Here is a 23,249-nt window from a genome sequence, read left to right as displayed (position 1 = left end):
CCGGGTTCCCTAGGAGAACGGCCACCAGAAGCCACGCCGCCGTCTCGGCTGGGTGCAGGCCTCGCGGACCTGGGCGAGGGCGGGCGCCGCGCCGGCAATGCGGAAGCTGAGGTCGACAGGCCGCTCCTCGACATCGCGGGCACGGATAACGAGCCGCTCCGAAGAGCTCAGCCACTGGACGAACGACTCCACCTTGCGGCGGCCGGTGAGCGTGGCGGTGTCGTCCTGGATATGCCAGTTGAAGCGGCGCGGCGGATTGGCATCGAACCGGTAGGTGAAGGGCCTGACGCCGCTGAAGATATTGCCGCGGTCGAACCAGCTCGGGAAGCGCAGCATCACCCGCATGCCGCGATACCGGGTCGGATCGCAGGCCACGATCAGCTGGTTGCGATTGTCGTTGAGCACGGCGCGCGCGCGGACCTGATCGGTGATCGGATCGCGCGAGACCTCCGCCATCATCGGCCGCGGCGGCATCGCCGTCGCCAGCGCTAAGGCCGTCAAAAACATGTCGAATTCCCCCTCACGCCCGAAGGCATAGAGCGCCGCCCGAAGGGACGCAACCGCCGAACCTGCCTATCCGGCGTCGCGATCCTCCAGGTAGCGGACGATCAGGTCGGCCGCCGTCCCGGCGCTCGTCGCCAATGTGTCGATCCGGATTTCGGGCCTCTCCGGCGGTTCGTAGGGTGAGGCGATGCCGGTGAAGTTCGCGATTTCGCCGGCTCGGGCACGGGCGTAGAGGCCCTTGGCGTCGCGCCGCTCGGCTTCCTCCAGCGGCGTATCGATGAAGATTTCGACGAACCGGCCGCCGCCCATCATCGCACGGACCATGTCGCGTTCGGCGCGGAACGGACTGATGAAGGCGGCGAGGACGATGAGGCCCGCATCGGTCATCAGCCTGGCCGCCTCGCCGGCGCGGCGGATGTTTTCGACCCGGTCGGCGGCGGTGAAGCCGAGATCGCGATTGAGCCCCAGGCGGACATTGTCGCCGTCCATCAGGAAGGTGTGTCGCCCGAGCGCGTGCAGCTTCGTCTCGACCAGATTGGCGATGGTCGATTTGCCGGCGCCGGACAAGCCGGTGAACCAGAGCAGCTTCGGCGCCTGGCCCATCAGCGCTGCCCGTCGCTCGGCCGTCACCGTCAGCGCCTGGGCATGGACATTCTCGGCGCGATAGAGCGCGAAATGGATCAGGCCGGCGGCCACCGTGTTGCCGCTGAGACGATCGATCAGGATGAAGCCGCCGAGCGGCCGATTGGCCTCATAAGATTCGAAGACGATCGGCCGGGCGGTCCAGACATTCGCAGTGCCGATCTCGTTCAGCTCCAATGTCTTCGTCGCGAGCTGCTCCAGCGTATCGACACTTATTTTGTGCTTGGGCTTCTGGACCGTCGCCGGTACGGTCTGGGTCCCGATCTTGAGCAGGTATTGCCGGCCCGGCAGCAACGGCGCATCGCCCATCCAGATCAATGTCGCTTCGAACTGGTCGGCGATATGCGGCGGATGCTCGGGATCGGCGATCATGTCGCCGCGCGAGCAGTCGATCGGATCGGTGAAGGTCAGCGCCACCGACTGGGGCGCCTCCGCCACCTCGAGATCGCCACCCATCGCAACGATCCGTTCAATCCTGGCGTGTCTATTGGATGGCAGGATTGCCACGTCGTCGCCCGGCTTCACCTGTCCCGCTGCGATTGTTCCGGCATAGGCTCTGAACGATCCGTCGCGGATGACATGCTGCACCGGCATTCGAAACCGAATGTGCGATCCCTGAGGTGCGACCTCGACCGTCTCGAGATAGTCGAGAAGCGTCGGACCTTCGTGCCAGGGCGTATCCGTCGACCGTTCGACCACATTGTCCCCGTGCAACGCAGAGACCGGGATTGCCGTCAGCGCCCCGCCGCCAATCCGCGCCAGGAAGGCCGCAAGCTCTGCCGCGATCGCCTCGAACCGGTCGCGATCGAAGCCGACCAGATCCATCTTGTTGACCGCGAGGCAGAAGGTCCGGATGCCGAGCAGGCGGGCGATATAGGCATGCCGCCGGGTTTGAGGCAGCAGTCCCTTGAACGCATCCACCAGCACGATCGCGGCATCGGCGTTCGAGGCGCCGGTCGCCATGTTGCGTGTATATTGTTCGTGCCCCGGTGCATCGGCGAGGAGGAACCGCCGCCTCGATGTGGCGAAGGAAAGATGAGCGACATCTATCGTGATCCCTTGCTCGCGCTCGGCCTCCAGCCCGTCGGCGATCAGCGCCAGATCGGTGACGTCGCCGATCCGGTCTTCCGGCAGCGCGCCGCTGTCGCGCAGCAATCGGCCGATCAGGGTCGATTTGCCGTCGTCGACCGAGCCGGAGGTCATGAAGCGCAGCATGGATTTCATCGCCGCACGTTACTGGCGGACCGACGCTTTTCAAACGCTTTGGCTTGCGTCGCCTCCCGCTCCGGCTTACATCGCCGCCATGCGTCGGCCGCTCCGGGAAGGGGCGGCCCTTATTGTTTCCGGAGGATTTCATGGCCCAGCCGCTCATGCCCCACGCGACGGCCAGCTGGCTCGTCGACAGCACCGCGCTCACCTTCCAGCAGATCGCCGAGTTCTGCGGTCTGCACATTCTCGAGGTCCAGGCGATCGCGGACGATACCGCCGCAACCAAGCTCACCGGCCGTGATCCGCTCCGCTCGGGCGAGCTCACCATGGACGAGATCGAGAAGGGACAGGCCGATCCCGCCTACAAGCTCCAGATGCACCGCGAGCCCGACCAGGCGGTGCGCACCAAGGGGCCGCGCTACACGCCGGTCTCCAAGCGGCAGGACAAGCCGGACGGCGTCGCCTGGCTGATCCGCAACCATCCGGAGCTTTCGGACGGCCAGATCGGCAAGCTCATCGGCACCACCCGCTCGACCATCCAGGCGATCCGCGAGCGTAGCCACTGGAACATCGCCAACATCCAGCCCAAGGATCCGGTGACGCTCGGCCTCACCTCGCAGCGCGAGCTCGACGCGGCGGTGGCGAAGGCGGCAAAGGCGGCGGGCATCGAGGCGGTGCAGAACGATGCCGGCATGGTCCGCGACCGCGAGGCGCTGATCGAGGAACTGCGCGCCGAGCGCGAGGCAGCGGTCCGTGAGGCCGAGGCAGCGCATGCCGCGGAGGGCGCCGAATCCGACCAGGGCTTTGTCGACCCGTTCCGCAGCTGACGCGCCGGCGCCCGACGCGTCGCTGGCCGATGTCCCGCACAGCCATCGCGGGCTGACCTATCCCTTCGGCCGGTCCGGTCCGGAGCCTGGCACCCTGCGCGAGATCGCCCCGGGCATCAGCTGGAGCCGGTTGCCGGTGCCTGGGGCGCTCAACCATATCAACGTCTGGGTGCTCGGGGACGAGGGCGGGATTGCGCTCGTCGATACCGGGCTCAACATTCCGCCGTCGCGTGACGCCTGGGACGCGCTGTTTGCCGGCCCGCTCGCCGGCAATACGGTCATGCGGGTCATCGTCACCCATTTCCACCCGGACCATATCGGCCTTGCCGGGTGGCTGACCGATCGGTTCGGAGTGCGGCTCTGGATGTCGCGCGGCGAATGGCTGTTCGCGCGCATGCTGACCACCGATGTGCGCGAGGCACCGCCGGCCGAAGCCTTTGCCGCCTGGCGTGCGGCCGGCTGGACCGAGGAACAGATCTCGGCGGCGGCGGCGAAAGGCTGGGGGCAGTTCGCGTCCGTCGTCAGCCCGGTGCCCGTCAGCCATGTCCGCCTACAGGACGGCGATACCGTCCGCATCGGCGCGCGCGGCTGGCAGGTCGTCGTCGGCTCGGGCCATTCGCCCGAACATGCCTGCCTCGTCGACTTCGACGGCAAGCTGATGATCGCCGGCGACCAGGTGCTGCCGCGGATCACCTCCAACGTGTCGGTCAACCTGTCGGAGCCCGAAGCGGATCCGCTCGGCGAGTGGCTCGCCTCGATCGAGAAGCTGAAGGCGCTGCCGGACGACCTGCTCGTCCTTCCCGCCCATGGCGAGCCGTTCACCGGCCTCCACGTGCGGCTCGACGCCCTCGCCCAGGGTCATCACGGGCGGCTCGACGCCCTTCACGCGCACCTCGCCGAACCGCGCCGCGCCGTGGACTGTTTCGGCGTGCTCTTCGCGCGGGCGGTGGGCGATCATCTCGGTCTCGCGACCGGCGAGGCGATGGCGCATCTCAGGCATCTGGAGATCGAAGGCCGGGCGGTGCGTAAGGTCCGGGACGGGGTTTACTGGTACCGACAAGCATGAGTTGCCGTCTTGGCCACCAGTGGCTACATTGCAAGCCATGAAGCATGTGTCGATCAAGGAGGCCAAGGATCGCCTGCCGGCTCTCCTTCGGGAAGTGGAGAATGGTGAGCACGTTGTGATCACGCGGCGTGGAGAGCCCGTCGCCGATGTCGTGCCACATGTCCGCAAAAAGGGCGGGATCGACTTCGAGGCCATGAGTCGCTGGAAGAGGGCGAGAGGGATCGATCGAGTTTTCGGCGATCCGTCGCCGGACTTCGATGATCCGTTCCCCGAAGATTTCCTGCTCAGGCCGTTGCCGTAATCGGTGAGAATTCTCCTCGATACGAACGTGCTGATCCCTGTGATCGACGGGAAGATCAAGGTTCTGCCGCGATCGGTTCGCGAGGCACTGACAGACTCAACTCACAAATACTTCGTCAGCGTCGCGAGCTTGTGGGAGATCAAAATAAAGGTTCAGCTCGGCAAGTTGCCGCTCCCGATGGCGACGGAGGAAATCCCCGATGTTCTGGCCGAGGGCGGTGTCGATGTGATCCCGATCCTCGCATCGCATGCGCTGCATGATCTGCATCCACTTCCCGAAACAAAGGATCCTTTCGACCGGCTCCTGCTTTCCCAGTGCGCCGTCGAGCAACTGCTGCTGCTGACGCGAGACAAGGGGTTGCAGGGCCACCCGTTCACTTGGCCGCCGGCCTCCGCTTGACCCCGGCACGCGCCGCGCCCAATGCTGCGCACATGACGGACCCGGGACCGGACGTTTCCGAACTCTCATTCGAAGCGGCGCTGAAGCGGCTCGAGGAAATCGTGCGCAAGCTCGAAAGCGGCGAGGCGCCGCTCGACGAGGCGATCGAGCTCTACAATGAAGGCGACCGCCTGAAGAAGCAGTGCGAGGCCCGTCTTCAGGTGGCGCAGGCGCGGATCGAGCAGATCCAGTTCGGCCCGGACGGCGCGCCGTCCGGTACCGCTCCGTTCGGCGGCGAATGATCCCGGCGGTGACCAGCCCGACGCCGACGCTGCAATCGGCGCTCGCGGAGATCGGCGGCGAGATCGATCGCGCCTTCGACGCCCTCCTGCCCGTGCCGGCCGACCCGCGCGCCCGGCTCTACGAGGCGATGCGCTATTCGGCGATCGGCGGCGGCAAGCGGATGCGCCCCCTGCTCGTGGTCGCCGGCTGCAGCCTGTTCAAGGTCGATCGCGCCCGCGCCGTCCGCGCCGGCCTCGCGGTCGAATGCATCCATGTCTATTCGCTGATCCACGACGATCTGCCCTGCATGGACGACGACGACCTGAGGCGCGGCAAGCCGACGCTGCATCGCGCCTATGACGAATGCACGGCGATCCTGGCCGGCGATTCGCTGCACGCGCTTGCGTTCGAGATCCTTGCCGACGAGGCGACGCACGAGGATCCGTTCGTGCGCGTCGAGCTGGCGCTGGAGCTGGCCCGCGCCGCGGGTCCGGCCGGCATGGCAGGCGGGCAGATGATGGACCTGGTCGCCGGCGAGATGACGCTCGACCTCGCCTCCGTCACCCGGCTCCAACAGCTCAAGACCGGCGCGCTGATCGGCTGGTGCCTGGAGGCGGCGGCGATCATGGGCAAGGTGCCGGCCGAGGGGCGGACGGGACTGCGCGGCTATGCCCGCGACATCGGCCTCGCTTTCCAGATCGCCGACGATCTGCTCGATCACGAAGGCAGCGAGGAAAAGACCGGCAAGCGGGTCGGCAAGGATGCCGGCGCCGGCAAGGAGACCTTCCTCTCCCTGCTCGGGCCCGAACGCGCGCGGCAGCAGGCGCAGGCGCTGGTCGAGCAGGCGATCGATCATCTGCGCGGCTTCGGCGACGAGGCGGAGCTGCTGCGGGCCGTGGCGCGCTTCGCCGTCGAGCGCGACCACTGAACCCGGGAACAGGGGGGAGGAGATGAAGACAGCGGTCTATCCGGGAACCTTCGATCCGATCACGCTTGGCCATATGGACATCATCCGTCGTGCCGCCCATCTGGTCGACCGGCTGGTGGTCGGCGTCACCACCAACCCGTCCAAATCGCCGATGTTCACCGTCGGGGAGCGGCTCGACATGGTGAAGCGCGAGACGGCGGGCGTCGCCGACGGCAAGATCGGCGTGGTCTCGTTCGATTCCCTGCTGATGGATTTCGCCGTGCGTGAAGGCGCATCGATGATCGTGCGGGGCCTGAGGGCCGTCGCCGACTTCGAGTACGAGTATCAAATGGCGGGGATGAACCAACAGCTCAATCCGGACATCGAGACGGTCTTCCTGATGGCAGACGTCTCGCTGCAGCCGATCGCGTCGAAGCTGGTCAAGGAAATCGCCCTCTATGGCGGCGAGATCGGCCGCTTCGTCACGCCGGCGGTCGCGGTGCAGGTGCGCGACCGGGTGAACCAGATCGGGCGCAAGGGCAGCTGATCCGCGCTTGAGGCGCGTCGGTGCACGCCCTAGTAAACATCCAAACGGGGGCCTGATCGGGATTCGAGGTACTGTCATGCGTGTGTTATCGATCGTCGCCGGCCTTTCCGGCCTCCTCGTTGCGGGCGCGCTCGCCGCGCAGCAGCCCCGCCAGCAGCCGAAGCAGCCCGAGCCGAATGTCGACGTCGAGAATCTGGCCGACGAGATGGGCACCACGACTCCCGCCACGGCGCCCGTCCAGGTCGCCCCGCCGGCGCTGACCGCCGAGAACACCTGGAATCTCGACCTCTCCAATGGCGGACGCGTGTCGATCCAGTTCCGGCCCGACGCCGCCCCCCAGTCGGTCGAACGGCTCAAGGCGCTGACCCGGCAGGGCTTCTACAACGGCGTCGTCTTCCACCGGGTCATCCAGGGCTTCATGGCCCAGAGCGGCGATCCGACCGGGAGCGGCACCGGCGGCTCGCAGCTCCCCGATCTCACCGCCGAGATCAACGGCCTGCCGCACGTGCGCGGCGCCGTCGCGCTGGCGCGGGCCGAGGACATGAACAGCGCCAACAGCCAGTTCTACATCATGTTCGCGCCGCGGCTGTCGATGGACCGCCAATATACGGTCGTCGGCCGGGTGGTGAGCGGCATGAACTTCGTCGAGGGGATCGAGCGGGGCGAGCCGCCGCTCAATCCGACCCGGATCGTGCGCGCCTCCCTGGGGTCGGAAAACGTCCCGCCGATGAGCGCCGAGCAGCTGCGCGCCGAAGGCGAGCGGCTGGCGGCGGTGCAGCGCGCGGCGGCCGCTGCGGCACCCCAGGCCGCGGCGCCGGGCACGCCGGTGTTGCTGGTTCCGCAGCCAGGAACGACCCCGCCCGGCACGACCGACAACCCGCCGCAGCCCGCGCCCACAACGCCGCAATAACGTGCGGGTCGAGCTCTTCGACTTCGATCTTCCGTCCGACCGCATCGCCCTGAGGCCGGCCGCCCCGCGGGACAGCGCGCGGCTGCTGAAGGTCGAAGGCGGCGTGTTCGCCGATCACGTCGTGACCGATCTGCCGGGATTGCTGCGCGCGGGCGACGTCCTGGTGTTCAACGACACCCGTGTCATCCCGGCCCAGCTCGAGGGTGCGCGCGGCGATGCGAAAATCGGCGCGACGCTGCACAAGCGCGAAGGGCCGCGTGCCTGGCGCGCCTTCGTGCGCAATGCGAAGCGCCTGCGCGACGGCGATCGGATCGATTTCGGCCAGGGCGTCTCGGCGCTGGCCACCGATCGCGGAGCGGACGGCTCGTTCCTGCTGTCCTTCGAAGGGGAGGAGCCGGTCGAGCTGCTGCTCGAGCGGGCCGGGCGGATGCCGCTGCCACCCTATATCGCCGGCAAGCGCCCCGCCGACGCCCGCGATGCCGAGGACTATCAGACGATGTTCGCGAGCCGGGAAGGCGCGGTCGCGGCGCCGACCGCGGCGCTCCATTTCACGCCGCGCCTGATGGCTGCGCTCGCGGCGGCCGGAATCGGTCACGAGACCCTGACGCTCCACGTCGGCGCCGGCACATTCCTGCCGGTGAAGGCGGACGACACCGAAGCCCATGTGATGCATGCCGAATGGGGGCGGATCGACGCTGCGACCGCGACCCGGCTGAACGCCGTGCGGGCCGCGGGCGGGCGTGTCATTGCCGTCGGCACGACGTCGCTGCGTCTTCTCGAAAGCGCCGCGGATGAAGCCGGATATATTCAGCCATTCGAGGGCGACACCGCGATCTTCATCACGCCGGGCTATCGCTTCCGCGCCATCGACGGCCTCGTCACCAACTTCCACCTGCCGCGCTCGACCCTGTTCATGCTGGTCTCCGCGCTGATGGGGCTCGATGTCATGCAGGCGGCCTATACCCATGCGATCGAGGCGGGGTATCGATTCTATTCCTATGGGGATGCCAGCCTTTTGCTGCCGGAGCGATGATGATCGAATGCGCGACGGCCGATCAGCCCGCCGGCGTGCGCGGATATTCGAGCTGCATCGCGACGAAATCGGCGCTGCGCCGGCCGTAGCGTGTCGCGATCTCGCCGAGCGTCCGGTTCAGCGCCTGCGCCGGCGGTTCGTTGCCGATGGCCGGAAGCTGCCCCGCAGGCCAGGACGTCGCGACCTCGTCAGGAAGGATGCGCAGGCCGCTCCGGCTCGTCTGCGGCCCGGAGGCGAAGGTCAGCGCGCGCGACCGGTAGGTCCGCGACCAGGCATCGGCGACGAGCGCGAGGGACACTTCGTCGATGCCGGGCGTCAGTGCCAGGCCGAGCCGCTCGCGATTCCAGAAGGCCATCCTGTTGCCGATCGCGGTCATCGCGAACGGCCGCGTGAACCGAAAGGCGCTGCTGTCGTGGCGGGCGTCCCATTGCGCGAGGCTGAGGTCGCGGGCCACGGCTTCGGCCCGCTGCCGCCCCGCGATCGCCTCGATCAGCGTCAGCATCATCGGCATCGACGCGGTAATCCCGGTCGTGGTCGCGACGCCGCGGTCGACCACCAGCCGCCGGTCGGGCAGGTAGCGGATCCCGGGATGTCGTTTGAGCATGCCGTCCAGATAGTACCAGTGCGTCGTCGCTTGCCGCCCGTCGAGCAGGCCGGCCGCGGCGACGACCTTGGCGCCGGCGCAGACGCCGACGATGATCGCGCCCCGCGCCGCCTGCTGCCGGATCCACTGCAGCGCGGCGGGATCGTCATCCCGGCTCATCGCCGGCACGATGACATAGTCCGCCCCGTCCGGATGGTGCGCGTCGAACTGGGCGGTGGTGGCCTGCGGCTGGACCTTCAGCGCCGGAAACAGGGTCATCGGCCCCGGCGCGGTGCTGAGCGCAACCACGTCGGCGACGTCGGCGCGGCGCAGGATGCCATAGGGCATCAGATAATCGGTGGTTTCGGTGGCATCGTTGATGCCGACGATCGCGATGAGCGGACGCCGGCGCTTCGGCGGCCGCAGGGCGGCGATCGTGGCTTCCGCCTCCTCTCGCGCGATCGGCGGCGCGGCCTTCGCCGCGGGCGTCGGCGGCAAGGAAAGCAGCCAGCCGCCACCGGCAAGCGCGAACAGGAACATCGCTCCGAGCAGGATTCGCACCGCAAGCCGTCTGGTCATGCCAAGGCCCTCCGCAAAAGCGCGCCGCTGTCCACGCGCTGATCGGCCGAGCCCAGCGGGACTATGAGGGCCTTGCACCCCGATCGCAACAGATCAGGACGCGCGTTGCTTGCCGCCTAGCCGGCCTCCATGCCTTCCAGAATGCGATCCGGCCCGCGATCTCGGCCGCGGCCGGCTTGGGATCGGGATAGTACCACGCGGCATCCTTGTTCTCCTTTCGCCGCGCCGTACAATCGGCAATAGCAGTGGGATGTGCGTCCTGGCCTTCGCATGGCGAGCGCATCCGCGCTGGCGTCTCGTGGTTGCGGGCAATCGCGACGAGCTGCACGCGCGGCCGGCGGCGGCGCTGGCGCGCTGGAACCGGCCCGATCACGTGCTGGCGGGGAGGGACCTGCAGTCGGGCGGGACCTGGCTCGGCGTCTCGGGGCAGGGGCGGTTCGCAGTGGTGACCAACTTGCGGGGCTATGACGCGCCCGAGCCCGGCCGTACCTCGCGCGGCATGCTGGTGGCCGACGTGCTTGCCGGCGAAGGGCGCTATGCCGATCCGGTCCAGGCCGAACCCGGCGATTTCAACCCGTTCAACCTGATCTTCGCGAATGCGGACGAGGCCCGGTTCCTCTCCAACCGGCCCGAGCCGACAAATATCCTGCTGGCGCCGGGATTGTACGGCCTGTCGAACGGCGGGCTCGACGAGCCCTGGCCCAAGACGCTCCAGCTCAAGGCCCTCCTGCTCGACTGGCTCGGCCGGGAGGCCGGCCCGGACGCCTTGCTCGACGACCTGCGCCGGGACGTACTGCCGGACGTCGGCCTCCGCGAGGCGGCACCGTCGGACGTGTGGCTCGAGCCGCCCTTGTCGCCGATCTTCATTCGCAATCCGGCCTACGGCACCCGCTGCAGCACGGTCGTCGCCATCGACGACCAGGGCCGCGGCGTCATCGTCGAGCGGCGGTACACCCCGGCGGCCGGGATCGCGGGCGAGACGCATCTCGGCTTTCGCTGGCCGGCATGGCAGGAAACCCGGGACGCCTGACGCGCGTTCGCGGCGCATGGAACGGGATGACATGTTCGCGCTCGAACGGCGGTTCTGGCTGGAAGGCGCTGCCGTCTACGCGGCGCTGCTCGACGATCGGGCGCTGATGGCCTTTCCGCAAATGGGCGTGATGGCAGCGGACGCGGTCCGCGAAAGCCTGAAGGACGCGCCGCGCTGGGCGTCGGTCGAGTTTTCGGACCGGCACGCCGGCCGCCCGAACGACGAGGTGGTCGTGCTCGGCTACCGCGCCGCCGCCCTGCGCGCCGACGGCGATCCGTATCGCTGCGTCTGCACCTCCTGCTACGTACGGGACGAAAGCGGCTGGAGGCTCGTCCAGCATCAACAGTCGCCGCTCGGCTGATCCCTCGCCCATGCTGTTTCGAACAGGTCGAGAATCGCCGACTGGCTCGGCAGGATCCTGGCGCGCGCCTCGGCCAGTGTGAACCAGGCCGCACGGTCGATTTCGGGAAAGGAGATCATGTTCCCGCTGCGCGGCGGCCATTCCATCGTCACCCGGTTGCTGACGATCGTCGCCGGATCGAGATCGCCTTCCGCCGCAAAGGTCTCGACCCGTTTGCCGCCTGTCTGCCGGATGCAGCCGAGCGGATGCAGTGCGCCTTCGATCCGGGTTCCGGTCTCCTCCGCGAATTCGCGGCGGGCCGCTGCTTCCGCGCTTTCGTCCGGATCGACGAGGCCCTTGGGAATCGCCCATGCTCCGGCGTCGCGCCCGGCCCAGAACGGCCCGCCGAAATGGGCGAGCAGCACCTCGATCCCGTTCGGGCGACGGCGCCACAGGAGGATGCCCGCGCTCAGCTGGACCACATGCACCTCCTTCGATCGGCCGAGTTGGCTGAGCAGAGCCAAGGGCCGCTACGACCAATCGACATTCAGCATGAAACTCCCTCTCCCCAGCGGGGAGAGGGTTGGGGTGAGGGGGTTCTGCCTCCGAGAATAGTCCCAAATGCCCGACACCCTCACCCTGCCCTCTCCCTCAAGGGAGAGGGTACAAAACTGAATGTCGATCCGTCCTAGTCGACCCGGCTCACCCGATAGCCCCGCGCCGCCAGCATCGACTGCACAGAGACGCGGCCGGCGAGGTGGCCGGCGCCGACCGCGAACAGCACCGTGCCGGGGCGCTCCAGCCGGTCGATCAGCCAGCCGGTCCAGCTTGTGTTGCGCCGGGTGAGCAGGGCGTCGAACAGCTCGGGCGGCATCTCCTCCAGCTCCGCCACCATCGCGTCGAGATCGCCGCGCAGCCAGTCCGCATCGCCCGGATCGAAATCGCCGGTGCCTTCGGCCCAGGCGTCGACCGTCTGCTCCAGCATCTCGCGCTGGACGGAGAGCGGCAGGGTGCTGAAGAAGCCGATCTGCTGCGCCGCGGTCTCGACCCCGGAGATCGGCCGGCCGCGCGCCCGGAAATCCTCGGTCAGCGCCTCCTCGACCCCGGTCAGCGCCTGCATGTCGGCGCCGTAGCCGTCGGCGAGCTGGGCGACCGAGAGCGACATCGCCACCGCCCAGGTCTGCAGGCCGTCGAGCGTCTCGCTCGGCACGCCGCTTGCCGCGATCATCTCGGCCAGCCGATCCCGCCGGTCGGGCGAGACGCGTGCGGTGACCGGCACGCTCTTGCCGAGCATTGTCCCCTCCAGCACGCCGGCGTCGAAATTGTCCATCTCCTCGTCGTCCACCTCGAGCACGAGCTCGTCGGCCTCGTCCACGGCACGGTTGAGCGCGGCCGAGCGCCAGTTCAGGTCCGGCGGCAGGATATGGATCGTGCCGAAAAGGTAGATCTTCGTGTCCTCATCGGCCAGCAGCCACAGCGCGGGCCGGGGTGCCGCCGGCGCTTCGGCTGCCGGCGACGGGGCCGCGGGGGCCGGCTGCGCGGCAGCGGGCGCGATCGACAGGCAGGCCGCCGTGACGATGCCGGCCAGCCTCATCATCCAGGTTCGAAATCGCGACACGCTCACTCCCCGACTCCGCTTCCTTGACCCGTCTTGCCCCATGCGCCAAAGCGTCGCCACGTTTGTTGCAGGTGCGAAGGCGAATCCTTGGGCTCAGCTCCGCTCTCTTTCCAGAAGCTCATATTGACGCTCCATGACTATTGGAGCGAACGGGGCTGCGTCATCCTCCAGCCCTATGACATGGAGATGGGGGCGGGCACCTTCCACCCCGCGACCACGTTGCGCGCGCTCGGCCCCGATCCGTGGAACGCCGCCTTCGTCCAGCCCTGCCGCCGTCCGACCGACGGCCGTTACGGCGAGAATCCGAACCGGCTCCAGCATTATTACCAGTATCAGGTGGTGCTGAAGCCGAGTCCGCCGGACCTGCAGGACCTCTATCTGGGCAGCCTCGCCGCGATCGGCATCGATTTCACGAAGCATGACATCCGCTTCGTCGAGGACGATTGGGAGAGCCCGACGCTCGGCGCCTGGGGCCTCGGCTGGGAGGTCTGGTGCGACGGCATGGAGGTGACCCAGTTCACCTATTTCCAGCAGATGGGCGGCTTCGACTGCAAGCCGGTGGCGGGCGAACTCACCTACGGGCTCGAGCGGCTCGCCATGTACATCCAGAACAAGGACAATGTGTTCGATCTCGATTTCAACGGGAACGGCGTCACCTATGGCGACGTGTTCCTGGAGAACGAGAAGCAGATGTCCGCCTGGAATTTCGAGGTGGCGGACACGGAGCGGCTGTTCGACGCGTTCCGCAAGGCCGCCGCCGAGTGCGAATCGTGCCTCGAGAAGAAGCTGCCGATCCCGGCCTATGAGCAGGCGATCAAGGCGAGCCACGTCTTCAACCTGCTGAACGCCCGCGGCGTGATCTCCGTCGCCGAGCGCCAGGCCTATATCGGCCGCGTCCGCGACCTCGCGAAGGGCAGCTGCCAGGCGTGGATGGAGCATGAAGGGTGGGTCGCGTGATGGGGGTTCGATTCCCTTCACCCGCTCCACCCCGTCATTCCAGCGAAAGCTGGAATCTCACTGCCTTTGCGGCGGTGGTGAAAAAAAGGGGGATTCCAGCTTTCGCTGGAATGACGAGACGTGGCTGATTTCCTGCTCGAGCTCCTGTCGGAGGAAATCCCCGCCCGGATGCAGGCGAAGGCGCAGGCGGATCTTGCCCGCCTGTTCGAGGAGCACCTGGCGGCCGCCGGCCTGAAGGCCGAGGCGATCGAGACCTATGCGACGCCGCGTCGGCTCGCGCTGATCGCGCGCAGCCTGCCCGCCGAAACCGAAGCAGTGTCGGAGGAGCTGAAGGGCCCGCGCACCTCCGCGCCGCCGCAGGCGCTGGAGGGTTTCCTGCGCAAGACCGGCCTGACGCAGGAGCAGCTTACCGAGCGCGACGGCGCCTACTTCGCGGTGATCGAGAAGCCGGGCCGTGCCACCGCGTCGGTGCTCGCCGAGGCGATCCCCGCCATCGTCCGCGCGTTCCCCTGGCCCAAGTCGATGCGCTGGGGCGTCGACTCGGCCTCTACCGAAAGCCTGCGCTGGGTGCGCCCGCTGCAGGGCATTGTCGCCCTGCTCGGCGAGGACATCGTCGCGTTCGAGATCGCCGGTATCAAGTCGGGCGCTGCGACGGTCGGGCATCGCTTCCACCATCCCGGCTGCATCACGCTGGGCGGCGCGCACGACTATGTCGAGAAGCTGCGCGCCTGTCATGTGATCGTCGATCCGGCCGAGCGCCGCCGGATCATCGCGGACGGCGCGCACAAGGCGGCGGCCGACGCCGGCCTGACCCTCATCGAGGATGACGGCCTGCTCGCCGAGAATGCCGGCCTCACCGAATGGCCGGTGCCGCTGCCCGGCGCGTTCGATCCGGCCTTCCTGGAGGTGCCGCGCGAGGTGATCCAGCTCACCTTGCGCACCAACCAGAAATATTTCGTCCTGACCGGCGCCGACGGCGCGCTGGCGCCCAACTTCCTCTGCGTCGCCAATATCGATGCCTCGGACGGCGGTGCGGGCATCATCGAGGGCAACCGCAAGGTGCTCGCCGCGCGCCTCTCCGATGCCCGCTTCTTCTGGGAGCAGGACGTCGAGGTGCCGCTGGCGGAGCAGTGGAAGAAACTCTCGCAGATCGTGTTCCACGAGAAGCTCGGGACTGTTGCCGACAAGGTCGAGCGTGTTGCCAAGCTGGCCCGTTGGCTGGTGGAAGAGGGGATCGTCGGCAGAACCCTCTCCCCCGGGGGGAGAGGGCAGGGTGAGGGGGTACGGCCTTCGGGAGTGCCCGCTGACTCAGAACCCCCTCACCCCAACCCTCTCCCCGTCGGGGAGAGGGAGAAATTGGCCGACCTCGCCGAACGCGCCGCCCGCCTCGCCAAGGCCGATCTCGTCACCGGACTGGTCGGCGAATTCCCTGAACTGCAGGGCATCATCGGCGGCCACCTCGCCCGCGCCCAGGGCGAACCCGACGAGGTCGCCGACGCAATCCGCGACCATTACAAGCCAGTCGGGCAGGGGGATGAGGTGCCGACCGCGCCGGTCACCGTGGCGGTCAGCTTGGCGGACAAGCTGGATACGCTGGTCGGGTTTTTTCACATTGATGAGAAACCGACGGGTTCGAAGGATCCGTTCGCTTTGCGACGTGCCGCAGTCAGTGCGATTGCTCTCATTCTAGAAAGCAATTCGAGAGTCTTACTCCGTGATGTCCTAGCGTTTGCTCGCAATAGTTATCGCGAGCAGGGAGTTGGCGGTGTCGAAGTGGAGCCTCATGGCGACACCGTGCGCGCTGTGGCCAAGGCCGCTTACGAGACAGTGTTCATGTCATCTGTCTTCGATTTCATGATAGAAAGGTTGGCTGTTCAGCAACGCGACAGGGGCATTCGGCACGATATTATCGGGTCCGTCTTTGCTCTCGCACGAGCAGGAAATGTCGACCTAGTCTCCATTCTCGCACGGGTGAAGGCGCTCCAGTCCTTCGTGGAAACCCCTGAGGGCGCCGATCTCCTTGCCGGCTACAAGCGCGCGGCGAACATTCTCAAGAAGGAAGGGTGGCCCCCCTCCGTCACCCCGGCGCAGGCCGGGGTCCAGTCGGACGAAGGTCTGGATTCCGGCCTTCGCCGGAATGACGAAGCGGAACAAGTCAGGAACAAAGAGCTTTCCTACACGCCCGAAAATGAGGAAACTGCCCTGATCGCCGCGCTCGATTCGGCCGAGCCGCGCGCCGCCGCGGCGGTGGAGGCGGAGGATTTCGAAGGGGCGATGGCGGCGCTCGCGTCGCTGCGCGCGCCCGTGGATGCCTTTTTCGACAAGGTGACGGTGAATGACCCCGATCCCGCCAAGCGCACCGCCCGCCTCAACCTCCTGTTGCGCATCCGCGACGCGGTCCACCAGGTCGCCGATTTTTCCAGGATCGAGGGCTGATTTTTCTGCCCCAGGGAAGCTGAAACTTATGAACCTTCCGGCGAAAGGGTCTGCCGCATGAGCCAATTTGTCTATCGCTTCGGCGGCGGCGCCTCCGACGGCAAGGCGGGCGACAAGAATCTGCTCGGCGGCAAGGGCGCGAATCTGGCCGAGATGGCCTCGATCGGCCTGCCGGTGCCGCCCGGCTTTACCATTTCGACCGAGATGTGCGACCGCTACTATGCCGAAGGGGAGCGCATTCCGGACGATGTCTGCGCCGAGATCACCGACGGCATCACCCATATCGAGGGGATCACCGGCAAGATCTTCGGCGATCCCGCCGATCCCCTGCTCGTCTCGGTCCGCTCGGGCGCGCGCGTGTCGATGCCGGGCATGATGGATACGGTCCTCAACCTCGGCCTCAACGACGAGACGGTGCAGGGTCTCGCAAAGGCGTCCGGCGATCCGCGCTTCGCCTGGGACAGCTATCGCCGCTTCATCCAGATGTATGGCGATGTCGTGCTGGGCGTCGACCATGGCCTGTTCGAGGACGCGCTGGAGATCGCCAAGGAGGACAAGGGCGTCCATCTCGACACCGATCTCGACGCCGACGACTGGCAGCGGCTGGTCGCGCGCTACAAGGAGATCGTCGCCGAGGAGCTGGGCCGCGACTTCCCGACCGACCCGCACGATCAGCTCTGGGGCGCGGTCGGCGCCGTGTTCGGCTCCTGGCAGTCCGAGCGCGCCAAGACCTATCGCCGGTTGCATCACATCCCCGGCGACTGGGGCACGGCGGTCAACGTGCAGGCGATGGTGTTCGGCAATCTCGGCGACACGTCAGCGACAGGGGTGGCCTTCACCCGCGACCCCTCGACGGGCGAGCGCGCTTACTACGGCGAATATCTGATCAACGCGCAGGGCGAGGACGTCGTCGCCGGCATCCGCACGCCGCAATATCTGACGCTGGCCGCGCGCGAGCGGGCCGGGGCGAAGCCGCTGTCGATGGAGGAGGCGTTGCCGGAGGTCTACGGCCAGCTCGCGGGCGTGTTCGACACGCTCGAGCGCCACTATCGCGACATGCAGGACATCGAGTTCACCGTCGAGCGCGGCAAGCTCTGGATGCTCCAGACCCGCAGCGGCAAGCGCACCGCCAAGGCGGCGCTCAGGATCGCGGTCGATATGGCCGGCGAGGGGCTGATCTCGGAAGAAGAGGCGGTGCTGCGCGTCGATCCGGCGGCGCTCGATCAGCTGCTCCACCCGACGCTCGACCCCGACGCACCGCGCGAGGTGATCGCCAAGGGCCTGCCTGCCTCGCCCGGCGCCGCCTGCGGGCGCGCGGTGTTCGATGCCGACACGGCCGAGAGATGGGCCGGCAATGGCGAGAAGGTGATCCTCGTCAGGGTCGAAACCAGCCCGGAGGACATTCACGGCATGCACGCCGCCGAGGGCATCCTGACCGCGCGCGGCGGCATGACCAGCCACGCGGCGGTCGTCGCGCGCGGCATGGGCCGGCCCTGCGTCAGCGGCTCGGCCGGCATCGCGATCGACTACAAGTCCAAGCTGATGCGTGTCGGCGCCGGGAGTTCTGGGCGCGAGGTGAAGGAGGGCGACGTCCTCACCATCGACGGCTCGACGGGCGAGGTGATGCTGGGCGAGGTGCCCACCGTGCAGCCCGAGCTGGTCGGCGATTTCGGCACGTTGATGGGCTGGGCCGACACCAAGCGGCGCCTGAGGGTGCGCACCAACGCGGAGACGCCAAACGACTGCCGCACCGCGCGCGAGTTCGGCGCCGAAGGCATCGGCCTGTGCCGCACCGAGCATATGTTCTTCGATCCCGAGCGGATCACCAACGTCCGCCAGATGATCCTCGCGGATAGCGAGGCCGGCCGCCGTGCGGCGCTCGAGAAGCTGCTCCCCGAACAGCGTGCGGATTTCACCGAGATCTTCCGGATCATGGCGGGCCTGCCGGTCACCATCCGCCTGCTCGATCCGCCGCTGCACGAATTCCTGCCGCACGAGGAGGAAGAGTTCGCCGAGGTCGCCCGGGCGTCGGGCCTGGACGTCGAGACGCTGCGCCGCCGCGCCGGCGAGCTCTCCGAGAGCAATCCGATGCTCGGCCATCGCGGCTGCCGGCTCGGCATCACCTATCCCGAAATCTACGAGATGCAGGCGCGCGCCATCTTCGAGGCGGCGGTCGCGATCGTGAAGGAGACCGGGGAGGCGCCGATCCCCGAGGTGATGGTACCGCTCGTCGCGACCCGCGCCGAGCTGGCGATCATCAAGGCGCTGATCGACAAAACCGCCGAGGCGGTGTTCGCCGAGGCCGGGGCGCGGGTCGACTATCTCGTCGGCACGATGATCGAACTGCCGCGTGCCGCGCTCCAGGCCGGTGCGATCGCCGAGGAGGCCGAATTCTTCAGCTTCGGTACCAACGATCTCACCCAGACCACGTTGGGCGTCAGCCGCGACGATGCAGGCCGCTTCCTCACCCAATATGTCGAGAAGGGCATTTTCGGGCGCGATCCGTTCGTCAGCATCGACGTTGAGGGTGTCGGCGAACTGATCGGCATCGCCGCCGAGCGCGGCCGCAAGACGCGGGCGGGCATCAAGCTCGGCATCTGCGGGGAGCATGGCGGCGACCCGGCCAGCATCGCCTTCTGCGAGGCAACCGGCCTCGATTATGTCAGCGCCTCGCCCTACCGCGTGCCGATCGCTCGGCTGGCGGCGGCGCAGGCGGCCTTGCGCAAGGGCTAGGCCGGGCGCTCGTCGTCCTTGAGGCGGCTGCGCACGACGCCGTCGTCCGCAGCACGACGGTCCGCGACCCGCCGCTCGCCGACCCGCCTTTCCTTGGCCACCTCGTCGGAGTGGCGCCGGTCGGCATCGCGGGCGGCGGCGCCGCGCAGCGAGTCCATTTCCGCCGCGTCACGGCGCAGCTGGGCATTCTCCGCCTCGACCTCCTCGCGCCGCGTCACCTCCTCGCGGTAGCGCCGCTTCCATTTCGGGCTGGCGAGAAACGCCATGCCGAGGAACAGGCCGAGCAGGAAGACGAGCAGCAGGATCAGCCACTGGTCGGGTGTGAAAGCGAGCATGACGGTCTCCTCCGTCGATCGTTACGGAGGTTCAACTGATCGCGTCGCGCGATGGTTCCCTTGGCTTAGGAGAGCAGCGCGTCGTTGATCGAGCAGGCTGCCGGGCCGAGGATGACGATGAACAACGTCGGCAGGATGAAGAGGATCAGCGGCACAGTCATGATCGCCGGCAGACGGGCCGCCTTCTCCTCGGCACGCATCATCCGCTCATTGCGGAACTCGGCGGAAAGGACGCGCAGGGCCGACGCGAGGGGGGTTCCGTATTTCTCGGTCTGGATCATCGTCGTCACGACCCCGCGTACGGCATCGAGATCGATGCGGTTGGCGAGATTCTCGAAGGCGAGGCGCCGATCTGTGAGAAAGCCCAGCTCGATCGAGGTCAGTGCGAATTCGTCGCCGAGCTCCGGATAGGCCTTGCCGAGCTCGCGCGCGACCCGGCCGAAGGCGGCGTCGACGGTGAGGCCGGCCTCGGCGCAGATCACCAGCAGGTCGAGCGCATCGGGCAGGCCCTTGCGGATGGCGTGGGTGCGCTTCTGGATCTTGTTCTTGAGCCAGATATCCGGCGCCTTGTAGGAAAGCAGCAATGTGCCGGCGACCAAGCCGTATTTCTTGAGCGCGCTCCAATCGGGAAACCAGTCCAGGACATAGACGCCCACGACGGCGACCGTGCCGAAGACGATCGGCAGCACGAGACGCGCGAAAATGACGACGAAGGCGAGATCCTTGGAGCGGATGCCGGCCTGAACGAGCGCGCGCTGCGCTTTGACGACCTGCTCGTCCTGCAAAACTTTCAGCGAGGCAAGGAAGCTCCTGACCTTGTCCGCCATCTCGTTGCGGTTGGTGATGTTCTTGCGCCGCTTGGAGGTGGAGGCGACGATGCCGGCCTTCAGCTGCTCGCGCCGCTCGTTGAGGGCGCGCACGCGCTTGGTCATGGGATCGCGAACCGTCGTCGCGGTGTAAAGGGCGACAAGCACGGCGAAGGTCGCGATCGCGGAGAGCGCGCTCGCCACCATCACCATGTCGATGCCCATGATCGTCGGTCCGGTCGAGGGGGCCATCACGTGTTTCCTAGATCTCGAAGTTGATCATCTTGGCCATGATGAAGGCGCCGATGCCCATCCAGACCACCGCGCCTGCACCGGTGATCATCAGCCGGGTATCGATGAAGAAGCCCTGCATGTACGAGCTGTTGATGGTCCAGATCAGGCCGAAGACGACGAACGGAAGCGCGCCGATGATGTAGGCCGATGCCTTCGATTCCGAAGACATCGCGCGAATCTTGAGTTTCATCGCGGCGCGCTTGCGCAGCACGTCGGCGAGATTCGACAGGGTTTCGGCGAGATTGCCGCCGGTCTCACGCTGGATCTGCAGCGAAATGACGAAGAACTGGAACTCGGGCGTGCCCAGGCGATCGGCGACGTCCTGCAGCGCGGCCTCCATCGTCCGGCCGATCTTCATCTTGTCGGAAACGTTGCGGAATTCGGTGCCGACGGGATCCCCCAGCTCCTGGGCGACGACCCCGATCGTCTCGGAGATCGGCAGGCCCGAGCGCAAGCCGCGTACCATCAGCTCGATCGCATCCGGGAAACGCGCGGTGAATTTGTTGATGCGCCGCTTGATCAGGATGCCGACGACGAAGTGCGGCAAGCCGATGCCAGCGAACAGCGCCAAAGGTAGAGCGAGAAGGGCCGGAATCCCCCTGAGCAGAAGCAGCGCACCGACCAGCAAGACGATGCCCGCGCAGGCCATCGCATAGTGGCCGAGTGTCCAGGTCCGGCCGGTCTGCTCCAGCCTGAGGCGCAAGAGGGCTGGATTCGGAATGAACCGCTGAGCGAGGCTCTCCGCACTGCTCTGGCGTGCCGCGAAGAGGCGCTTCATCTGCGCCTGCGCGGCAACTTCGGACGACTTGCTGTGGCGCTCGCGCACGCTCTCCAGCCGCTTCGCCTGCGCACGAGCAGTCGATGGGCCGGAAAAGGCGGCCACGAACAGAAGCAGCGTGACCAGCGCCCCGCCCGCCAGGATCAAGAGCTGAAAACCAGGCATCATGCCTCCGTGTTCGTCGAATCAGGCTGCCTCGGCTTCGCGAGGCTTCTTCGAGACAAGCGCCTTGAAGTTGCCCAGCTTGCCGAGCAGCGAGCTGGAGGCCGGGCCCGCCTGCGTGCTATCTTCGCCAGCCTGTTCAAGCGCCGCCGTCAGCAGCTGATTGAAGGGCTGCGACAGCTTGGCGGCCTTGGCCGACTTGGCCAGCGGCTGGCCGAGCTTGGCGGCCTGCATCGCAGCCTTCGGATCGAAGGGCAGTGCGACATCCACCTTGCGTTCGATCGAATGCTCAAAGTCCTTGCGGGTCACTTCCTGTCCGGCGGCCAAGGATTTGTTGGCGACGACGATCACCTTCGCCTGCGGCGCGTTGGCCTTGAGCCAGGACAGAATCCGGATTGCATCGCGGGTCGCCGCCAGGGTGAACTCGACGACGACGACGACCGCCTGGACATCGTTGAGCAGGTGCGGGAACTGCACGAGCATGTTGCGCGGCAGATCAACAACCGTGCCTTCGAATGCGTGACGAATCTCTTCCTGAAGCTGGAAGAAGGCCGATCCGTCGGTCAGCATCGCCTGGTTGATAGGGGCCTCGGCCGAGAGCACGCAGAGTTTGTCGCTCGCTCGCACCATCGCGCGCTCGATGAACAGGCCGTCGATGCGGCTCGGATTCTCGATCGCATCCGTGAGGCCCCGGCCAGGCTCGAGGTCGAGGCCGAGCGCCCCGGTCCCGAAATGCACGTCGAGGTCGAGCAGGGCAGTCGAGCGGCCTGCCTTGTCGCCCATCAACCAGGCGAGCGACGAGGCGATCGTCGAAGCTCCGACGCCGCCACGCACGCCGATCACGGCCGCCATCACGTTCGGCTTCTCGCTGGCCGCTTCGCTCACCCGCGGCCCGGAAATGGTGAGCTGCGCGTTCGCGAAGGCGTCGCGAAGCTGATCGGGGCTGAACGGCTTCAGGAGGTAGTCCTGGATGCCGCTGGCAACCAGGTCGCGATAGAGGCGCACGTCGTTGACCTGGCCGGCCGCAATCACGACCGTCCCCGGCTCACAAACCTCGGCAAGCGCGTTGATGTCGCTCAACGGATCGCCGCTCTCGGAGAGGTCGACGAAGAGGATGCTCGGGCTCGCCGACACGGAAAGGGTCTGAACCGCATTCCGGAGGCCGCCCTTGTTCACTTTTTCGGGCGACCAGCCGTGCTCCACGGCGATCGGGCGCAGGAGATCGGCAGTCGCCTCGTCGCAGACGAAGGCGGTGAAGGGGTCACGAAGCGAGGCCGTACGGCCGGTACTGGAGGGCGCGTTCATCTTAGTTCCCTCTCGTGGTGGAGGTTTGCTGGAGACCTTGGGTGCCGGTCGGCTGGCGCTCGCGATAGACCCGGATCGCGCGTGCCGCCGTGCGGGAGCCGCTCGCAACCGATCCGTCCTGACCGGCGACGAGATCATCGGGGTTGGCGACCATGCCGGCCAGATTCGAGTTCGTCGCACAGCCGAAGTTGGACGAGGTCGTGCTGACCGGCGCGATATCCAGATTGTTCCAGACCGGGCACCCCGACACGCTGGCCGAGGCGCGGCTCGCAATCACACGCACGGTTCCCGGTTGAACCGCGCCGGCGGTGACCGGGGCGCCGTCGCCCAGGAGAAGGCCGTAACGGCCCGCAACATTCGAAATGTCGTCTCGCGCGCGGACGCTTTCGTAACCGGCGGCTTCGTCGATCGTGACGGTGTCGCCATATCGCAGGTGGATCGACGCGAACCAGGCATCGAGCCTCGCCTGCTCCGGCAAGGACAACCCGCCATCGCCCGCCGACGCGTCGAACACATAGTCAGTGCGCTGGACCACCGGCTGATGGACGGAATACAGCGTCGGATTGTTGAGGGCGCTGACATGATCCTGCACCGGGGTGCAGCCGGTCGCGCCGATCCCGAGCAGGGTTGCGGCCAAGGCATGTTTGCTGCGGACCATGATCGTCATGTCCTTTCTCGCTCGGATTT

The 23,249-nt window shown here is 67.2% G+C and carries 25 protein-coding genes; 14 read left to right on the top strand and 11 right to left on the bottom strand.

Going from position 1 to position 23,249, the window contains the following annotated elements; genetic code table 11:
• Window positions 1–9: 9 nt before the first annotated feature.
• Both RCO27_RS04170 and cysC read right to left on the bottom strand, forming a co-directional pair.
• Entirely contained in the window at window positions 10–507 is a 498-nt protein-coding gene (locus RCO27_RS04170) for a hypothetical protein (protein WP_309001373.1), read from the bottom strand.
• A 66-nt stretch (window positions 508–573) separates the two neighbouring features.
• Entirely contained in the window at window positions 574–2,370 is a 1,797-nt protein-coding gene (gene cysC / locus RCO27_RS04165) for an adenylyl-sulfate kinase (protein ID WP_309001372.1), read from the bottom strand.
• Between the two features lie 131 nt (window positions 2,371–2,501).
• Between cysC and RCO27_RS04160 the strand changes: the two genes are divergently transcribed.
• The 9 genes from RCO27_RS04160 to queA all read left to right on the top strand — a co-directional run bounded on the left by RCO27_RS04160 (window position 2,502) and on the right by queA (window position 8,606).
• Window positions 2,502–3,182 carry a DUF1013 domain-containing protein gene (locus tag RCO27_RS04160; protein WP_309001371.1) on the top strand — a complete coding sequence of 227 codons (681 nt, stop codon included), beginning with the start codon at window positions 2,502–2,504 and terminating at the stop codon, window positions 3,180–3,182.
• Entirely contained in the window at window positions 3,160–4,248 is a 1,089-nt protein-coding gene (locus RCO27_RS04155) for an MBL fold metallo-hydrolase (RefSeq protein WP_309001370.1), read from the top strand. Before RCO27_RS04160 ends, RCO27_RS04155 begins: the two co-directional genes overlap by 23 nt.
• Before the next feature lie 37 nt (window positions 4,249–4,285).
• Entirely contained in the window at window positions 4,286–4,549 is a 264-nt protein-coding gene (locus tag RCO27_RS04150; protein ID WP_309001369.1) for a type II toxin-antitoxin system prevent-host-death family antitoxin, read from the top strand.
• 3 nt (window positions 4,550–4,552) lie between these two features.
• Window positions 4,553–4,948: a type II toxin-antitoxin system VapC family toxin gene (locus RCO27_RS04145; protein WP_309001368.1), complete on the top strand. Its 396-nt coding sequence runs from the start codon at window positions 4,553–4,555 to the stop codon at window positions 4,946–4,948.
• A 32-nt stretch (window positions 4,949–4,980) separates the two neighbouring features.
• On the top strand, window positions 4,981–5,229 hold the full coding sequence (locus RCO27_RS04140) for an exodeoxyribonuclease VII small subunit (protein WP_309001367.1): 249 nt from the start codon (window positions 4,981–4,983) through the stop codon (window positions 5,227–5,229).
• Window positions 5,226–6,137, top strand: coding sequence for a farnesyl diphosphate synthase (locus RCO27_RS04135; RefSeq protein WP_309001366.1), 912 nt, complete (start codon window positions 5,226–5,228; stop codon window positions 6,135–6,137). The genes RCO27_RS04140 and RCO27_RS04135 overlap by 4 nt, the downstream gene beginning before the upstream one ends.
• 22 nt (window positions 6,138–6,159) lie before the next feature.
• Window positions 6,160–6,663 carry a pantetheine-phosphate adenylyltransferase gene (gene coaD / locus RCO27_RS04130; protein WP_309001365.1) on the top strand — a complete coding sequence of 168 codons (504 nt, stop codon included), beginning with the start codon at window positions 6,160–6,162 and terminating at the stop codon, window positions 6,661–6,663.
• Between the two features lie 76 nt (window positions 6,664–6,739).
• On the top strand, window positions 6,740–7,573 hold the full coding sequence (locus RCO27_RS04125) for a peptidylprolyl isomerase (RefSeq protein WP_309001364.1): 834 nt from the start codon (window positions 6,740–6,742) through the stop codon (window positions 7,571–7,573).
• Window position 7,574: 1 nt separating this feature from the next.
• A complete protein-coding gene (gene queA, locus RCO27_RS04120; RefSeq protein ID WP_309001363.1) occupies window positions 7,575–8,606 on the top strand; it encodes a tRNA preQ1(34) S-adenosylmethionine ribosyltransferase-isomerase QueA in 1,032 nt (343 codons plus the stop codon).
• Between the two features lie 22 nt (window positions 8,607–8,628).
• Here the strand turns inward: queA and RCO27_RS04115 are convergent, their stop codons facing one another.
• Window positions 8,629–9,768 (bottom strand): DJ-1/PfpI family protein, encoded by a 1,140-nt coding sequence (locus RCO27_RS04115; RefSeq protein WP_309001362.1) that lies wholly within the window; start codon window positions 9,766–9,768, stop codon window positions 8,629–8,631.
• 61 nt (window positions 9,769–9,829) lie between these two features.
• Complete coding sequence (locus tag RCO27_RS04110; protein WP_309001361.1) at window positions 9,830–10,051, bottom strand: DUF427 domain-containing protein; 222 nt, start codon at window positions 10,049–10,051, stop codon at window positions 9,830–9,832.
• Here RCO27_RS04110 and RCO27_RS04105 point away from each other — a divergent pair.
• Both RCO27_RS04105 and RCO27_RS04100 read left to right on the top strand, forming a co-directional pair.
• Window positions 10,019–10,798, top strand: coding sequence for an NRDE family protein (locus RCO27_RS04105; RefSeq protein WP_309001360.1), 780 nt, complete (start codon window positions 10,019–10,021; stop codon window positions 10,796–10,798). The two genes, RCO27_RS04110 and RCO27_RS04105, sit on opposite strands and share 33 nt — an antisense overlap.
• A 16-nt stretch (window positions 10,799–10,814) precedes the next feature.
• Window positions 10,815–11,159, top strand: coding sequence for a nuclear transport factor 2 family protein (locus tag RCO27_RS04100; RefSeq protein ID WP_309001359.1), 345 nt, complete (start codon window positions 10,815–10,817; stop codon window positions 11,157–11,159).
• On the opposite strand, the gene RCO27_RS04095 is transcribed toward RCO27_RS04100, so the two are convergent.
• Window positions 11,138–11,620: an NUDIX domain-containing protein gene (locus RCO27_RS04095; protein WP_309001358.1), complete on the bottom strand. Its 483-nt coding sequence runs from the start codon at window positions 11,618–11,620 to the stop codon at window positions 11,138–11,140. The two genes, RCO27_RS04100 and RCO27_RS04095, sit on opposite strands and share 22 nt — an antisense overlap.
• A gap of 206 nt (window positions 11,621–11,826) precedes the next feature.
• A complete protein-coding gene (locus tag RCO27_RS04090; protein WP_309001357.1) occupies window positions 11,827–12,735 on the bottom strand; it encodes a TraB/GumN family protein in 909 nt (302 codons plus the stop codon).
• 108 nt (window positions 12,736–12,843) lie between these two features.
• Here RCO27_RS04090 and RCO27_RS04085 point away from each other — a divergent pair, with 108 nt between their 5' ends.
• From RCO27_RS04085 to ppdK, 3 genes are all read left to right on the top strand, one after another.
• Complete coding sequence (locus RCO27_RS04085) at window positions 12,844–13,713, top strand: glycine--tRNA ligase subunit alpha (protein ID WP_309001356.1); 870 nt, start codon at window positions 12,844–12,846, stop codon at window positions 13,711–13,713.
• A 120-nt stretch (window positions 13,714–13,833) separates the two neighbouring features.
• Window positions 13,834–16,149: a glycine--tRNA ligase subunit beta gene (glyS, locus tag RCO27_RS04080; protein WP_309001355.1), complete on the top strand. Its 2,316-nt coding sequence runs from the start codon at window positions 13,834–13,836 to the stop codon at window positions 16,147–16,149.
• Window positions 16,150–16,206: 57 nt separating this feature from the next.
• Entirely contained in the window at window positions 16,207–18,882 is a 2,676-nt protein-coding gene (gene ppdK / locus RCO27_RS04075; RefSeq protein ID WP_309001354.1) for a pyruvate, phosphate dikinase, read from the top strand.
• Here the strand turns inward: ppdK and RCO27_RS04070 are convergent.
• The 5 genes from RCO27_RS04070 to RCO27_RS04050 form a co-directional block, all read right to left on the bottom strand.
• Window positions 18,879–19,217 carry a hypothetical protein gene (locus RCO27_RS04070; protein WP_309001353.1) on the bottom strand — a complete coding sequence of 113 codons (339 nt, stop codon included), beginning with the start codon at window positions 19,215–19,217 and terminating at the stop codon, window positions 18,879–18,881. The two genes, ppdK and RCO27_RS04070, sit on opposite strands and share 4 nt — an antisense overlap.
• Window positions 19,218–19,282: 65 nt before the next feature.
• Window positions 19,283–20,275 (bottom strand): type II secretion system F family protein, encoded by a 993-nt coding sequence (locus tag RCO27_RS04065; protein ID WP_309001352.1) that lies wholly within the window; start codon window positions 20,273–20,275, stop codon window positions 19,283–19,285.
• Between the two features lie 10 nt (window positions 20,276–20,285).
• Window positions 20,286–21,260 carry a type II secretion system F family protein gene (locus tag RCO27_RS04060; RefSeq protein WP_309001912.1) on the bottom strand — a complete coding sequence of 325 codons (975 nt, stop codon included), beginning with the start codon at window positions 21,258–21,260 and terminating at the stop codon, window positions 20,286–20,288.
• A gap of 21 nt (window positions 21,261–21,281) precedes the next feature.
• Window positions 21,282–22,562 carry a pilus assembly protein CpaE gene (locus RCO27_RS04055; RefSeq protein WP_309001911.1) on the bottom strand — a complete coding sequence of 427 codons (1,281 nt, stop codon included), beginning with the start codon at window positions 22,560–22,562 and terminating at the stop codon, window positions 21,282–21,284.
• A 1-nt stretch (window position 22,563) separates the two neighbouring features.
• Window positions 22,564–23,220 (bottom strand): CpaD family pilus assembly lipoprotein, encoded by a 657-nt coding sequence (locus RCO27_RS04050; protein ID WP_309001351.1) that lies wholly within the window; start codon window positions 23,218–23,220, stop codon window positions 22,564–22,566.
• Window positions 23,221–23,249 lie beyond the last annotated feature (29 nt).

Source organism: Sphingosinicella sp. LHD-64 (assembly GCF_031157375.1).
Lineage (GTDB): Bacteria > Pseudomonadota > Alphaproteobacteria > Sphingomonadales > Sphingomonadaceae > Allosphingosinicella.
Note: the sequence above shows the minus strand (reverse complement) of the source record. Positions and strands in the feature narration are given on the sequence as shown.